Raw genomic sequence first — 13908 nt, forward strand, 5'->3', positions numbered from 1 at the left:
TTTTATCGCGACTTATTTCACCACGATGGTGTTGATGATGTTTTCTGCCGTGCTCTGCGCCTGCTGCTGGTTGTCGGCAGGCAGCGTGATTTGCAGGGTCAGCAGTTGGTTATCCACGTTGCCCAGCACCACGGAAGAGTAGGCGGTCTGGCCTTTGGCAGAGATGACGGTGTCAAGCTGCTGCAGCTTCTGGCCTTTAACTTCAATCGCTTTATTGGTGACGACCTGCAGTTGCGGGTCGCGGGCGCGTTGCTGATCTTCCAGACGCTTCGCCAGCACTTCCAGCGACTCCTGGCTTTTCTCGCCGACGATAACGATAACCGCTTTCTGACCGGTGGCGTCGGAGTAGACATGCATGTTGTTTGCCTGCGTGCCGACCTTACCGCTCTGATCGGTCATATCGGCCGGCAGGGAGAAGCTCAGTTTACCGTCCAGCAGGCTTATCGGCTGGCCGGAGGCTTCGCTCTGTGAAGCACCGGCGCTGGCCGGCGCGTTGCTGTCTTTGTTGTCGCAGGCGGCAAGCCCCATCACCAGCAGGCCAATACCGACATATTTCACCAGATTGCGCATTCACTTATTCCTTTACAAGAGACGGTCGTTACGACCCGTCCCTGCATCTTAACACAAGAAATTCCGTGAACCTTTAACCGCGCTGCAGCACGCGGAAATCGGATTTATCCGCCAGCTTTTTCAACAGCATATTCAGCAGAACGCCATACATCGGCAGGAAGAAAATCAGGCTGATAAGCACCTTGAAGGTGTAGTCCACCAGCGCGATTTCCATCCAGTGCTCGGCCATAAACGGGTCCGGGCTGCGCCAGAAGGCGATAAAGAAAAACGACAGCGTATCGCTGACGTTGCCAAGCAGCAGCGACGCGCCCGGCGCGAGCCACCAGCGCGGGCTCTGGCGCAGGCGGTTAAAGACATGCACATCGAGAATTTGCCCCAGCGCATACGCCATAAAGCTCGCGGTCGCGATGCGCGCCACAAACAGGTTGAAGTGCGCCAGCGCGCCGAACCCCTGCCAGCTGCCCATGTAGAACAGCGAGGAGATGACGTAGGAGACGAGCAGCGCAGGCACCATCACAGCGAAAATAATGCGTCGTGCCAGCGGCGCGCCGAAAATGCGCACGGTCAGATCGGTGGCGAGAAAAATAAACGGAAAGCTAAACGCGCCCCAGGTGGTGTGAAAACCAAAAATGGAGACTGGCAGCTGTACCAGATAGTTACTGGAGGTGATGACCAGCAAATGAAACAACGAAAGCCAGACGAGCGCATTGCGGCGCTGACCAGGAGTAAAGGGAGTCATATTGTGACCTTTTTGTTAGTTGGGGTGAGGGAACCCAGTTCATCTTCATGCTCAAGGCAGACGCAGTACGTTTGCGCAAAAGCCGCCGCATGATACTGCTTTGTATCGTCAATGCAATGGTTAATTTTAACGCAATCGTTCACATGTGTTGCGTCGCTAAAAACGGCGCGTAAACTAAAGCGGTTTTTCACTATCCCGAGAGAAGCATGACCGATCTGTTCGCCAACCCTGACCACACCCTTGACGCCCTCGGGCTGCGCTGCCCTGAGCCGGTAATGATGGTTCGTAAAACGGTGCGCCATATGCAGCCTGGCGAAACGCTGCTGATCGTGGCCGACGATCCGGCGACAACCCGCGATATTCCCGGTTTCTGCCGTTTTATGGAGCATGAACTGATAGCGTCGCAAACCGAAACGCTGCCGTATCGCTATCTGCTGCGTAAAGGCCAGTAACCTCTTCGGAAGCCGCTCAGCGCGGCTTTCTGAACCTGCGTCACATTCTTTTTAAACCCTTGTTTCAGACTTGTTGCTTTTGTGAGGCGCTTCACCCCGGCTTTACAGGACGTCGTCTAGTTTATAACCGTCAAATCAAAACGCCGTTTTATAACTAGCCTGTCCATACCTTCTGGAGCGACCCGATGAAAAAGCGATTTATTCCGGCTTTCGCCGGTCTGTGCCTGTCCACCGCGTCACTGCTGTTTGCGCCTGCCCTTCACGCGCAAGTGATTAAAGCGGCCGATGTTCACCCGCAGGGGTATCCGAACATCGTGGCCGTGCAAAACATGGGTGAAAAATTAAAACAACAAACTAATGGCGATCTGGAGATCAAAGTGTTTCCGGGAGGCGTGCTGGGCGATGAGAAGCAGATGATTGAGCAGGCGCAGATGGGCGCTATCGACATGATCCGCGTCTCAATGGCGCCCGTCGCGGCGATTTTGCCGGAGATCGAGGTTTTTACGCTGCCCTATGTCTTTCGCGATGAAGACCATATGCATAAGGTCATTGATGGCGATATTGGTAAGCAAATCGGCGATAAGCTCACCAGCAACCCGAAGTCGCGGCTGGTTTTTTTAGGCTGGATGGATTCCGGCACCCGCAACTTAATCACCAAAAATCCGGTCATTAAGCCTGAAGATTTACAGGGCATGAAAATTCGTGTCCAGGGCAGCCCTGTCGCTATCGGCACGCTGAAAGCGATGGGCGCGAACGCCGTTGCGATGGGCGTGAGCGAAGTTTACAGCGGTCTGCAAACCGGCGTTATCGACGGCGCGGAAAACAACCCACCCACCTATATCGCCCACAATTACCTGCCGGTCGCCAAACACTACACCCTGAGCGGCCACTTTATCATCCCCGAAATGCTGCTCTACTCCAAAGTGAAGTGGGACAAGCTCAAGCCCGAGCAGCAGCAGAAAATCCTGACCCTAGCCCGCGAGGCGCAAATGGAACAGCGCGAACTGTGGAACGCGTATAACAAACAGGCCCTCGACAAAATGAAAGCAGGCGGCGTGCAGTTCCATGACATTGATAAAGCGTATTTCGTGAAAGCGACGGAGCCGGTGCGCGAACAGTATGGCGCGAAACACCAGGAGCTCATGAAGGCGATCGCCGACGTTAAATGATCCTGCGCGCCGGGCCAGCCCCGGCGCCTTACCCTCTGCGGAGTTGTTATGTCCCGATTCTTTCTGGTCTGGATGGATCGCCTGTACCTGCTTGCCATGGTGGTGGCCGGGTTTGCGCTGTTGATTATGACGGTCGTTATCCCGGTGGGTATTTTCTCACGCTACGTACTTAATCGCGGCGAATCCTGGCCTGAGCCGGTCGCCATTATCTGCATGGTCACGTTCACGTTTATCGGCGCGGCGGTAGGATATCGCGCGGGCTCGCACATCGCGGTAAACATGCTTACTGACCGTCTGCCCGCGTTCGCACAGCGGGTCTGCGCGCGTATCGTCGACCTGCTGATGCTGATTATCTCGCTGGTGATGTTCTGGTACAGCGCCCTGCTGTGTATGGAACTCTGGGAGCAGCCGGTCGCGGAATTCCCGGTGCTGACCTCAGGAGAAAGCTACCTGCCGCTGCCGATTGGCTCGGCGATCATGATTCTGTTCGTCATCGAGCGACTGCTGTTCGGTTCCCAGGAGAACCGTCCGGTCGTGCTGATTGGCAACCATAGCTGACGGGGAACACCATGGACGCTTTTATCTTACTGGCCACGCTTGCCGTGCTGCTGGCGCTGGGAATGCCGGTCGCTTTCGCGGTGGGTCTGAGCGCTATTGCAGGCGCGCTCTGGATAGACCTGCCGCTGGAGGCGTTAATGATCCAGATAACCAGCGGCGTTAACAAATTCACGCTGCTGGCGATCCCGTTTTTTATTCTGGCGGGCGCGATTATGGCGGAAGGCGGCATCGCCCGGCGGCTGGTGAACTTCGCCTATCTGTTTGTGGGCTTTATCCGCGGCGGGCTGTCGCTGGTGAATATCGTCGCCTCGACGTTTTTTGGCGCGATCTCCGGCTCTTCGGTGGCGGATACCGCTTCTATCGGCAGCGTGATGATCCCGGAGATGGAAAAGAAGGGCTACCCGCGCGAATACGCGGCGGCGGTGACGGCAAGCGGCTCGGTGCAGGCGATCCTTATCCCGCCCAGCCATAATTCTGTGATTTACTCGCTGGCGGCGGGCGGTACGGTGTCAATCGCGACGCTGTTTATTGCAGGCGTAATGCCGGGGCTGCTGCTGGGCCTGAGCCTGATGGTCCTTTGCATCGCCTTCGCCCGGCGGCGCGGCTACCCGAAGGGCGAGCGGATTCCGTTTAAGCAGGCGCTGAAGATTTTCGTCGACGCGCTGTGGGGGCTGATGACGGTGGTCATCATTCTGGGCGGGATTCTGAGTGGCATATTTACCGCCACGGAATCGGCAGCGGTGGCCTGTCTGTGGGCATTTTTTGTGACGATGTTTATCTATCGCGACTATAAGTGGAGCGAACTGCCGAAGCTGATGTTCCGCACCGTGAAAACGGTAACGATTGTCATGATCCTCATCGGTTTTGCATCCGCTTTCGGCGCAGTGATGACGTACATGCAGTTGCCGATGCGCATTACCGAGTTTTTCACCACGCTTTCGGATAACAAATACGTCATCCTGATGTATCTCAACATTATGCTGCTGCTGATCGGCACGCTGATGGACATGGCGCCGATCATTTTGATCCTGACGCCGGTGTTGCTGCCGGTCACCAATCAGCTTGGCATCGATCCGGTGCATTTCGGGATGATCATGATGGTGAACCTCGGGATCGGCCTGATTACGCCGCCGGTGGGCTCGGTGCTGTTTGTCGCCAGCGCCGTGAGCAAAAAGAATATCGAAACCGTGGTGCGCGCGATGTTGCCGTTCTACGGCATATTGCTGATTGTACTGGCGATGGTGACTTATATTCCGGCGATATCGCTCTGGCTGCCGCGCATATTAGGAATGATGTAAGCGGGCTGTGTTTGCAAAAGGGCGGGTATGCGCGCTGTTTACCCGCCCTGCAAACAACGGGTCATAGCATTTGCCTTCCAGACCGCGCAGGGTGGGTAAGCGCGCTTACCCGCCTTGTGCACCACATTCCCTTCAGCCTCGTCGGCGCAACAGCCTTAACGCATTGGCGGTCACTAACACCGTCGCGCCAGTGTCGGCCAGCACCGCCAGCCACAGGCCGGTTAACCCGAGCAGCGTCGTGACGAGGAAAACCGCCTTTAACCCCAGCGCAATCGCGATGTTCTGGCGAATATTGCGGTGCGTGGCGCGGGCCAGGGCGATCATCTCCGGCAGCGCCGCGAGACGGTTATGCGTCAGCGCCGCGTCGGCGGCTTCCAGCGCCACATCAGTGCCGCTGCCCATTGCGATGCCAATCGTGGCGGCTTTCATCGCGGGCGCGTCGTTAATGCCGTCGCCCACCACCGCCAGCGGCGCGCGGGCATTGAGCGTATTCACCTGCCCGACCTTATCGGCAGGCAGCAGCCCGGCGCGATAATCCATGCCGAGCGCTTTTGCGATAGCCGCCGCCGCGCGCGGGTTATCGCCCGTCAGCATCACGCTTTGAATGCCCATCGCGCGCAGTTTTCCTACTGCGTCACGGGCGTCGGCGCGCTGCGTGTCGCGCAGCGCCAGCGTGCCAAGAAGCTGATCGCTTGCGGTCACGACGATAACCGTCTGCCCCTGCGCCTCCTCATCGCGGATGCGCTGCCGCCACTCGTCTGGCAACGCAATGGAGACTTTATCCGGCGCGCTAATACGCACGCGGCGGCCTTCCACCTGCGCTTCGACGCCCACACCCGCCAGTGTGCGCTGTTCCCCGGCGCGCAGCACGGCCACGCCGCGCTCGCTCGCCTCGCGCACGACCGCCTGCGCCAGCGGATGCGTGCTGCCCTGTTCCACGGCGGCGGCGAAGGCCAGCAGGGCGTCCGCTTCCAGCCCGGTAACCGGAGAGATTGCCGTCACTTGCGGCGTACCGGCGGTGAGCGTGCCGGTCTTATCAAACGCTATCTGCTCGACGCGCCCGAGCGCCTCCAGCGCCGCGCCGCCTTTAATCAACGCTCCGAAACGCGTGGCGGCGGCAAGACCAGACGTAATGGCCGCAGGCGTCGAAATCACCAGCGCGCACGGGCAGCCAATCAGTAGCAGCGCCAGCGCTTTGTAAATCCAGGGCAGCCAGGGGGCGGCGAACAGTAGCGGCGGGATAAGCGCGGTCAGCAGCGCCGCTGCCATAATGGCCGGGGTATAAAGGCGGCTGAAGCGATCGATAAAACGCTCAATTGGCGCGCGCTTCGCTTCTGCCTCTTCAATCAGATGCAGAATACGGTCAATGGCGCTCTCACCGGGGCGCGAGGTCACTTCCAGCGAGACGAGCCGGTCAACGCTTGTGGCGCCCGCCGGAATGTTATCGCCCGGCTGATGCTCAACGGGGAGCGATTCGCCGGTCAGCGCGCTCTCATCGAAACTCGCCGCCGCGCCAAGCAGTTTGCCATCGGCCGGGAGCCGCCCGCCTGCGGCCACTTCAATCACATCGCCGGGCTGAAGCGCGCTTATCGCGACCGTTTCACGGGCGTCGCCGCGCAGCCGCACCGCGGTTTCCGGGCGCAGCGCTACCAGTGCGCTGACGCCGCTGCGCGCGCGGTTCGCCGCCCAGCCTTCCAGCCGTTCGCCCACTAAATAGAGCAGTAGCACCATCGCCGCCTCTTCGCTGGCGCCGATGATCAGCGCGCCGGTGGCGGCGACGCTCATCAGCGTTTCGATGGCGAAAGGATTGCCGCTGCGCGTCAGACGCCACGCCTGACGGGCGACCGGGAACAGGCCGACCAGCGTCGTGACGATAAACGCCGCGCGGCCCGCCTGCGGGTGAAACTGCTCCAGCGTCCAGCTCAGCGCCATCAGCGCGGCGATAATGAGGATCGGCAGGTTTTCGCGCCAGGCTGATGAGGCGGCGGGCGCGGCGGTGTGCATGTCGCGCAGCGTATAACCGGCGGCGCGTACCGCCTGTTCGATGGCCTCGCGCTGCGAGGGCGGCGCGTCCACCACCAGTTTTTCGGTCGCGAACAGCACCTGAACGTGACGCACCTGCGCCACCTGGCGCACCGCGTTTTCCACTTTGCGCGCGCAGGCGGCGCAGTCCATACCGGCGACCTGCCAGCGCAGCGCGCCTGTGGCTTCACCTGCCGGTTGCGGGGCGTCACAGGCGCCCGAACAGCAGGGCGCTTCGCCGCCAGACGGTTTCTGCGGCATGGGCGTCAGCGTCATTTTGGCAAACTGCGGGGTCACGCGGGGCTTTTCAGAAGGGGTGCTCATGGCGCCTCCGGTAATGATAATTTTCTCATTACCGGAGCTTACACTCTGGAGTCGACTCCAGAGTCAAGAGAATTGTGGGCGGAATTTCACCGCCCGTCGGTCAGATATAGAGCGCGCGGACAATCATAAAGTGGCCCGCGAAGTAACACGCCGCCGCAATCGCGCTGTCTGCGGTAAAGCGCTTACGGTAATGGCTGCCGAGCCAGATGATCGCGTTCAGCAGCAGCAGCGCTGCGCCCACAAAGCCTGAGAAGCTGGTGTCGGTCGGGCGGAAGAAATAGAGCTCGCCCGCGAGCCACACCATGACGAGCGTCATGCCGATATAGGTGCAAATGGGCCAGCGCAGTTCATCAAGGCGAGTCCAGATAGTGGCGATCAGCGCCACGCCAATCACCAGCAACGCCAGCGGCAGCGGCCAGAAAAACGACAGCGTCATCTGGCTGGCGAACCAGATGGTGTAAAGCAGGTGCGACAGGAAAAATGCGCCGAAGGCGTAGAGCAACCGCTGGCGCGGCAATAGCATTAGCGCGTCGCCCGCGAGCGTCGCCACCAGCCCTGCCAGCACCAGATAACCTGTCGGGCTTGTCAGCGGCGCCTGCCAGCCCAGCAACAGCAGCAACAACAGCGTTAAGGGTTTAAACACCCAGCGTTGCCAGGTCGCGCCGCGGTAAGACGCATCGACATACAGCCAACCGGATAAAAAGACAGCAATAAACGACCAAAGCATGATAAGTCCCTGATTCAGTTATTGTAACGTGCGCATGTGACGCGCGGCCCTTCATTTCAGTCTAGTGGTCAGACGGCCGGGATGACAACGCCTGGCGCTGCGGGGTATTCTTAAAAAGATCTGAGCCGCCGGAATCCATCATGAGTAAGCCACCGCTTTTTTTCATTGTTATCATTGCGTTAATCGTCGCGGCCGCCTCTTTTCGTTATGTACAGCAGCGGCGCGAGAAAACAGAAAATGACGCGGCCCCGGTCACGCAGGAAGACGTGGTCGTCGCCAGCAAGCGGGAAAAACCCGCTACCGGAAGGCTTTCGCGTGAGCAACAGGTCGCGCCGCCTGCGCAAACCGTGCGGTATGAGGCGACGTTTCGCCCGCAGGAAGGCGGGGCGGAGATGCGATTTCGGATGGATGAAGCCCATTATCACCAGCTAACGGTCGGCGACCAGGGGCGGCTGGTGTATCAGGGCTCGCGGTTTCTGGAGTTTGTGCCCGCGCCTGCGCGTTAACAACGCAGCAAGGCGGGGCGCTTCGCTTACCTGCCCTAAAGAATATGTGCGCGCGTTAACGCGGCGTTTTCTGCTTTTTCTGCCAGGCGATCAGTTCAAATACGCCGAAGATAAAAATACGCGCCTGCTCAAAGCGGCTTAACGGCGGGGCGTCTTTAGGCTGTGTGGCGCGCAGCAGCGATAATTGCAGAATATGCATGATTATCATGAAAAATAACGCTACGTTGACGAAAATATTCAGCGGACGCGGGAATGGCTGGATCAGGTTCAGCACCAGAAAGCCCCACACGCCCAGCATCAGCAGACGACCCAGATTAATCAGCATGTTCCTCTCCTTGTGTCTCGCGCAGATAGAGCCGATAAGCCACCTGGCCTGCGACTTTTTCCCGGTGTAACTGCCAGCTGGCAGGCACCGGCGGCAGGCCATTTTCCACTTCGCTTTCAACATAAATCAGCGCCTGCGGCGCCAGCCAGCCGCGCGTTTCCAGCAGGGTTAACGTCTCTTCCAGCAGCCCTTTGCGAAACGGCGGGTCGACAAACACGATGTCGTGCGGCTCGCCATTCTGATTGAGAAAGTTAAGTGTGTTAGCGTTCACTACCTTCCCGGCGCTGGATTTGAGCGTAGCAAGGTTTTTCTGAAGCTGCTGCGCGACGCCGCGCTCCATTTCCAGCAACGTCGCGCTGGCGGCGTAACGGGAGAGGGCCTCCAGGCCCAGCGCGCCGCTTCCCGCGAAGCAATCCAGGCAGCGCGCGCCAACCAGATAAGGCGCCAGCCAGTTAAATAAGGTTTCGCGCACGCGGTCGGTGGTCGGGCGCAGGCCGGGGCTGTCAGGCACGGGCAGCTTTCTGCCGCGCCACTGTCCGCCAATGATGCGGATCTGGCCGCTACCTGATGAGGTTGGTTTCTTCATTATGCTCACACGCTTTTCAGTCTGGGCTGCTATTCTAGCGGCGCAAACGGGCGGGCGAAACCTCCGTGCGGCGGTATGCCGCCCCGGCGGGAAAGTGGTAGACTAACTTATTCATTCGCAATTTTTTCAGTACCCTGAGCCAGACGACGGGACTGCGCCATGTATTAACCGCGAGGAGTGCATTCGCCAATGGCAAAAGAGAAGAAACGTGGCTTTTTTTCCTGGCTCGGTTTTGGCCAGAAAGAGCAGGCAGAAACTGAAGCCGAACAACAAAAAGTAACAGAACAACCCGCGGCGACAGAAGAGCGCGTTGAGCCTGACTCGCAGACAACCGCTGAAGAGACGACGCACTCCCTGGCGGAGTCTGAAAAATTCGCCGACGACGTGGTCGCAGTCAGCGAAAGCGTCGTTCATGAAGAGCAGGAAAAGGCACAGCTGCCGGAGCCGGTTGCGGCTCCCGTACAGCCCGAGCCGGAGCAGCCGCAGGCGGTAGCGCCGCCGGTGGTGGAAGCCGAAGAGTGGCTGCCGGAGCAGGAAGAAAACCGCACGCCGGTCGAGATAACGCCTGAGCCGGTTGCTGAAACGGTACCGGAAGAGACGGCCCGCGAGACGATTGTTGAAGAAGACGTTATCGAAGAGACGGCTGCTATTGACACGCTCGCCGAAGAAGAGCCGGTCATTGAGGTTGAAGAGCCGGTCATCGAGCCTGCGGCGCCAGACGTTTCGCGCGGTGAAGACGAGATTGCGCAAGACGCGCCGATTAGCGAAGAAGAGCTGGCTGCGCTGGCGGCTGACCCGGAAGCGGCGCTCGAAGCCGAGCCGGAGGCAATCGAAGACGCTGCGCCAGTCGCTGAGCAGGAGAAGCCGACTAAAGAGGGTTTCTTCGCGCGTCTTAAACGCAGCCTGCTGAAAACGAAAGAAAATCTCGGTTCCGGATTTATCAGTCTGTTCCGCGGCAAAAAAATCGACGACGATCTGTTCGAGGAGCTGGAAGAGCAGTTACTGATTGCCGATGTGGGCGTCGATACCACCCGGAAAATTATCGCCAGTCTGACTGAAGGCGCGAGCCGCAAGCAGTTGCGTGATGCAGAAGCCCTTTACGGCCTGCTGAAAGATGAGATGGGCGAAATTCTCGCCAAAGTGGACGAGCCGTTAAACGTGGAAGGCAAAACGCCTTTCGTTATCCTGATGGTCGGCGTCAACGGCGTGGGTAAAACCACCACCATCGGCAAGCTGGCGCGTCAGTTTGAGCAGCAAGGCAAGTCGGTCATGCTGGCGGCGGGAGATACCTTCCGCGCGGCGGCGGTGGAACAGCTCCAGGTCTGGGGCCAGCGCAATAACATTCCGGTTATCGCGCAGCATACCGGCGCCGATTCCGCCTCAGTGATTTTCGACGCCATCCAGGCGGCGAAAGCGCGCGGCGTTGACGTGCTGATTGCCGACACCGCCGGGCGTTTGCAGAATAAATCGCACCTGATGGAAGAGCTGAAAAAAATTGTCCGCGTGATGAAAAAGCTCGACGAGAACGCGCCGCATGAAGTGATGCTGACCATCGACGCCAGCACCGGTCAGAATGCAGTAAGCCAGGCGAAGCTGTTCCACGAGGCCGTCGGGCTCACCGGCATTACGCTCACCAAACTGGACGGCACCGCCAAAGGCGGCGTTATCTTCTCGGTGGCCGACCAGTTTGGCATTCCGATTCGCTACATTGGCGTGGGCGAACGTATTGAAGATTTGCGTCCGTTTAACGCGGGCGACTTTATTGAGGCACTTTTTGCCCGAGAGGATTAACCATGATTCGCTTTGAACATGTCAGCAAAGCCTATCTCGGTGGGAGACAAGCGCTGCAGGGGGTCACGTTCCACCTGCGGCCTGGCGAGATGTCTTTTCTTACCGGCCACTCCGGCGCCGGTAAGAGTACGCTGCTGAAGCTGATTTGCGGTATCGAACGGCCCAGCGCCGGAAAAATCTGGTTTGGCGGCCATGATATTAGCCGCCTGAAAAACCGTGAAGTGCCGTTTCTGCGTCGCCAGATCGGCATGATTTTTCAGGATCACCATCTGCTGATGGACAGAACCGTCTACGATAATGTGGCGATCCCGCTGATCATCGCAGGCGCCAGCGGCGAAGATATTCGCCGTCGCGTCTCGGCGGCGCTGGATAAAGTCGGCCTGCTGGACAAAGCGAAAAATTTCCCGATCCAGCTCTCTGGCGGTGAACAGCAGCGTGTGGGGATCGCCCGTGCGGTGGTCAATAAACCGGCGGTGCTGCTGGCGGATGAACCGACGGGTAACCTGGACGACGCTCTCTCGGAAGGCATTCTGCGTCTTTTCGAAGAGTTTAACCGCGTCGGGGTGACGGTACTGATGGCGACGCACGACACCGGGCTTATCTCACGGCGCAGTTACCCGGTGCTCACCCTGAGCGAAGGGCATTTGCATGGAGGCCGTGTTGGTGAATAAACGTGATGCGCTGAATGAAATTCGGCGCTTTAGCAACAAGCTGGATAATTTCCGTAAACAGCGTTCCTCCGGTGAAACAGGACGGCCTGTGCAGAAGCGAAATAAAGGCTCCAACGTCAAAGGTAAATCGCGGCAGGGCGGCATCAATGAACAGGTGCGTTACGCCTGGCAGGGCGCGCTTGCCGATCTGAAAAGCAAACCGCTCGCCACGTTTTTAACCATTATGGTGATTGCCATTTCGCTGACGCTGCCGAGCGTCTGCTACATGGTGTACAAAAACGTCAGCGAGGCGGCGACCCAGTATTACCCGTCGCCGCAGATAACCGTTTATCTCGATAAAACGCTCGACGATAATGCCGCGCAGCAGGTGGTGGGCCAGCTTCAGGCCGAACCGGGCGTGGCGAAGGTCAATTACCTGTCGCGCGACGAAGCGCTGGGCGAGTTCCGCAACTGGTCAGGCTTTGGCGGCGCGCTCGATATGCTGGAAGAAAACCCGCTGCCAGCAGTAGTCGTGGTCGAGCCGAAGCTCGATTTCCAGAGCAGCGAGGCGCTTAATACGCTGCGCGATCGCGTGGCGCGGTTGCAGGGCGTTGACGAAGTCCGTATGGATGACAGCTGGTTCGCGCGGCTTGCGGCGCTCACCGGGTTGGTCGGGCGCGTGGCGGCGATGATTGGCGTATTGATGGTGGCGGCGGTGTTCCTCGTCATCGGCAACAGCGTACGCCTGAGCATTTTCGCGCGTCGCGACACGATTAATGTGCAAAAACTGATTGGCGCGACGGATGGTTTTATTCTGCGCCCGTTCCTTTACGGCGGCGCGCTGCTCGGTTTTACCGGCGCATTACTTTCACTGATTCTGTCAGAAATTTTGGTGATGCGGTTATCCGCCGCCGTGACGGATGTGGCGAAAGTTTTCGGAACGACGTTTGAAATCAGCGGGTTATCTTTTGATGAATGCCTGTTGCTGCTGCTGGTCTGCTCGATGATTGGCTGGGCAGCCGCCTGGCTTGCGACCGTGCAACATTTACGTCACTTTACTCCGGAATAAAAAATATTTGTTATAATCATCCCCTGCTACGAGTTCCCGTCAGCAGGGGATACGTACCGATGAATTCCGCTTCTCCTGCCCACGCTTTTTCATAGCAATGTCACATTTTGTGCGTAATTTATACACAAGCCTTAAGGGAACTTGTGGATAAAATCACGGTCTGATAAAAGAGTGGCTGATAGTCTCGTTGCTCAACCATGCTGGCCCGTTTGTTGCCTGATGGGGACGAACGCCAGTCCGATGTCGATTGAGAGGATTTGAATGACCAAAGAAATGCAAACTTTAGCTTTAGCCCCGGTCGGTAACCTGGAGTCGTATATCCGGGCGGCCAACGCCTGGCCGATGTTATCGGCAGACGAAGAGCGGGCACTGGCTGAAAAGCTGCATTACCAGGGCGATCTGGAAGCAGCGAAAAAGCTGATCCTGTCCCACCTGCGTTTTGTTGTTCATATCGCTCGTAACTATGCGGGCTATGGCCTGCCGCAGGCGGATCTGATTCAGGAAGGCAATATCGGCCTGATGAAAGCGGTGCGTCGCTTCAACCCGGAAGTAGGCGTGCGTCTGGTTTCCTTCGCCGTGCACTGGATCAAAGCGGAGATCCACGAATATGTGCTGCGTAACTGGCGCATCGTGAAAGTCGCTACCACTAAAGCGCAGCGTAAGCTGTTCTTTAACCTGCGTAAAACGAAGCAGCGTCTGGGCTGGTTTAACCAGGACGAAGTGGAAATGGTGGCTCGTGAGCTCGGTGTCTCCAGCAAAGACGTGCGCGAAATGGAATCGCGTATGGCCGCGCAGGATATGACGTTTGATATGTCGTCAGACGATGACGCGGGCGACAGCCAGCCGATGGCCCCGGTGCTGTACCTTCAGGACAAGTCTTCCAACTTTGCTGACGGCATTGAGGATGACAACTGGGAAGAGCACGCCGCCGACAAACTGACCGACGCCATGCAGGGTCTCGACGAGCGCAGCCAGCAGATCATTCGCGCGCGCTGGCTGGACGAAGACAACAAAAGCACGCTGCAGGAGCTGGCCGATCGCTACGGCGTTTCCGCCGAGCGCGTACGTCAGCTTGAAAAAAATGCGATGAAAAAACTGCGCGCCGCGATAGAAGCCTGAGCC

15 protein-coding genes are annotated in these 13908 nt (G+C 58.4%); 9 read left to right on the plus strand and 6 right to left on the minus strand.

The window, feature by feature from the left end; genetic code table 11:
* Window positions 1-12: 12 nt before the first annotated feature.
* Both BJP61_RS02305 and BJP61_RS02310 read right to left on the minus strand, forming a co-directional pair.
* Window positions 13-570 (minus strand): DcrB family lipoprotein, encoded by a 558-nt coding sequence (locus BJP61_RS02305; RefSeq protein ID WP_038866913.1) that lies wholly within the window; start codon window positions 568-570, stop codon window positions 13-15.
* Window positions 571-643: 73 nt separating this feature from the next.
* Window positions 644-1309, minus strand: a complete 666-nt coding sequence (locus tag BJP61_RS02310) for a 7-cyano-7-deazaguanine/7-aminomethyl-7-deazaguanine transporter (protein WP_038866915.1) — start codon at window positions 1307-1309, stop codon at window positions 644-646.
* Window positions 1310-1515: 206 nt separating this feature from the next.
* On the opposite strand from BJP61_RS02310, the gene tusA reads away from it, so the two are divergent.
* From tusA to BJP61_RS02330, 4 genes are all read left to right on the plus strand, one after another.
* Complete coding sequence (tusA, locus tag BJP61_RS02315; RefSeq protein WP_038866917.1) at window positions 1516-1761, plus strand: sulfurtransferase TusA; 246 nt, start codon at window positions 1516-1518, stop codon at window positions 1759-1761.
* Between the two features lie 185 nt (window positions 1762-1946).
* The gene (locus BJP61_RS02320) at window positions 1947-2930 is read left to right on the plus strand and encodes a TRAP transporter substrate-binding protein (RefSeq protein ID WP_075193310.1); all 984 of its coding nucleotides are present in this window, start codon (window positions 1947-1949) and stop codon (window positions 2928-2930) included.
* A gap of 48 nt (window positions 2931-2978) precedes the next feature.
* The gene (locus BJP61_RS02325) at window positions 2979-3488 is read left to right on the plus strand and encodes a TRAP transporter small permease (protein ID WP_038866921.1); all 510 of its coding nucleotides are present in this window, start codon (window positions 2979-2981) and stop codon (window positions 3486-3488) included.
* Window positions 3489-3499: 11 nt separating this feature from the next.
* Entirely contained in the window at window positions 3500-4786 is a 1287-nt protein-coding gene (locus BJP61_RS02330) for a TRAP transporter large permease (protein ID WP_038866928.1), read from the plus strand.
* Between the two features lie 132 nt (window positions 4787-4918).
* Here BJP61_RS02330 and zntA read toward each other — a convergent pair whose 3' ends face one another.
* Both zntA and BJP61_RS02340 read right to left on the minus strand, forming a co-directional pair.
* Complete coding sequence (zntA, locus tag BJP61_RS02335; protein ID WP_171997777.1) at window positions 4919-7132, minus strand: Zn(II)/Cd(II)/Pb(II) translocating P-type ATPase ZntA; 2214 nt, start codon at window positions 7130-7132, stop codon at window positions 4919-4921.
* A 100-nt stretch (window positions 7133-7232) separates the two neighbouring features.
* Complete coding sequence (locus BJP61_RS02340; protein WP_038866932.1) at window positions 7233-7859, minus strand: lysoplasmalogenase; 627 nt, start codon at window positions 7857-7859, stop codon at window positions 7233-7235.
* A gap of 140 nt (window positions 7860-7999) precedes the next feature.
* On the opposite strand from BJP61_RS02340, the gene BJP61_RS02345 reads away from it, so the two are divergent.
* Window positions 8000-8365, plus strand: coding sequence for a DUF2500 domain-containing protein (locus BJP61_RS02345; protein ID WP_161580046.1), 366 nt, complete (start codon window positions 8000-8002; stop codon window positions 8363-8365).
* Window positions 8366-8420: 55 nt separating this feature from the next.
* On the opposite strand, the gene BJP61_RS02350 is transcribed toward BJP61_RS02345, so the two are convergent.
* Together BJP61_RS02350 and rsmD are read right to left on the minus strand one after the other, a co-directional pair.
* The gene (locus tag BJP61_RS02350) at window positions 8421-8690 is read right to left on the minus strand and encodes a DUF1145 family protein (RefSeq protein WP_038866934.1); all 270 of its coding nucleotides are present in this window, start codon (window positions 8688-8690) and stop codon (window positions 8421-8423) included.
* Window positions 8680-9276: a 16S rRNA (guanine(966)-N(2))-methyltransferase gene (rsmD, locus tag BJP61_RS02355; protein WP_038866935.1), complete on the minus strand. Its 597-nt coding sequence runs from the start codon at window positions 9274-9276 to the stop codon at window positions 8680-8682. Before rsmD ends, BJP61_RS02350 begins: the two co-directional genes overlap by 11 nt.
* 189 nt (window positions 9277-9465) lie before the next feature.
* On the opposite strand from rsmD, the gene ftsY reads away from it, so the two are divergent.
* The 4 genes from ftsY (at window position 9466) to rpoH (ending at window position 13905) form a co-directional block, all read left to right on the plus strand.
* Window positions 9466-11067 (plus strand): signal recognition particle-docking protein FtsY, encoded by a 1602-nt coding sequence (gene ftsY, locus BJP61_RS02360; protein ID WP_171997778.1) that lies wholly within the window; start codon window positions 9466-9468, stop codon window positions 11065-11067.
* A 2-nt stretch (window positions 11068-11069) separates the two neighbouring features.
* Window positions 11070-11738 carry a cell division ATP-binding protein FtsE gene (gene ftsE, locus BJP61_RS02365; protein ID WP_015742802.1) on the plus strand — a complete coding sequence of 223 codons (669 nt, stop codon included), beginning with the start codon at window positions 11070-11072 and terminating at the stop codon, window positions 11736-11738.
* On the plus strand, window positions 11731-12786 hold the full coding sequence (gene ftsX, locus BJP61_RS02370) for a permease-like cell division protein FtsX (RefSeq protein ID WP_038866995.1): 1056 nt from the start codon (window positions 11731-11733) through the stop codon (window positions 12784-12786). Before ftsE ends, ftsX begins: the two co-directional genes overlap by 8 nt.
* A 261-nt stretch (window positions 12787-13047) precedes the next feature.
* Window positions 13048-13905 carry an RNA polymerase sigma factor RpoH gene (gene rpoH / locus BJP61_RS02375; protein ID WP_007679219.1) on the plus strand — a complete coding sequence of 286 codons (858 nt, stop codon included), beginning with the start codon at window positions 13048-13050 and terminating at the stop codon, window positions 13903-13905.
* The last annotated feature ends 3 nt before the right edge of the window (window positions 13906-13908 follow it).

This window comes from Cronobacter sp. JZ38 (genome assembly GCF_008932145.1).
Taxonomy (GTDB): Bacteria; Pseudomonadota; Gammaproteobacteria; order Enterobacterales; family Enterobacteriaceae; genus Cronobacter; species Cronobacter muytjensii.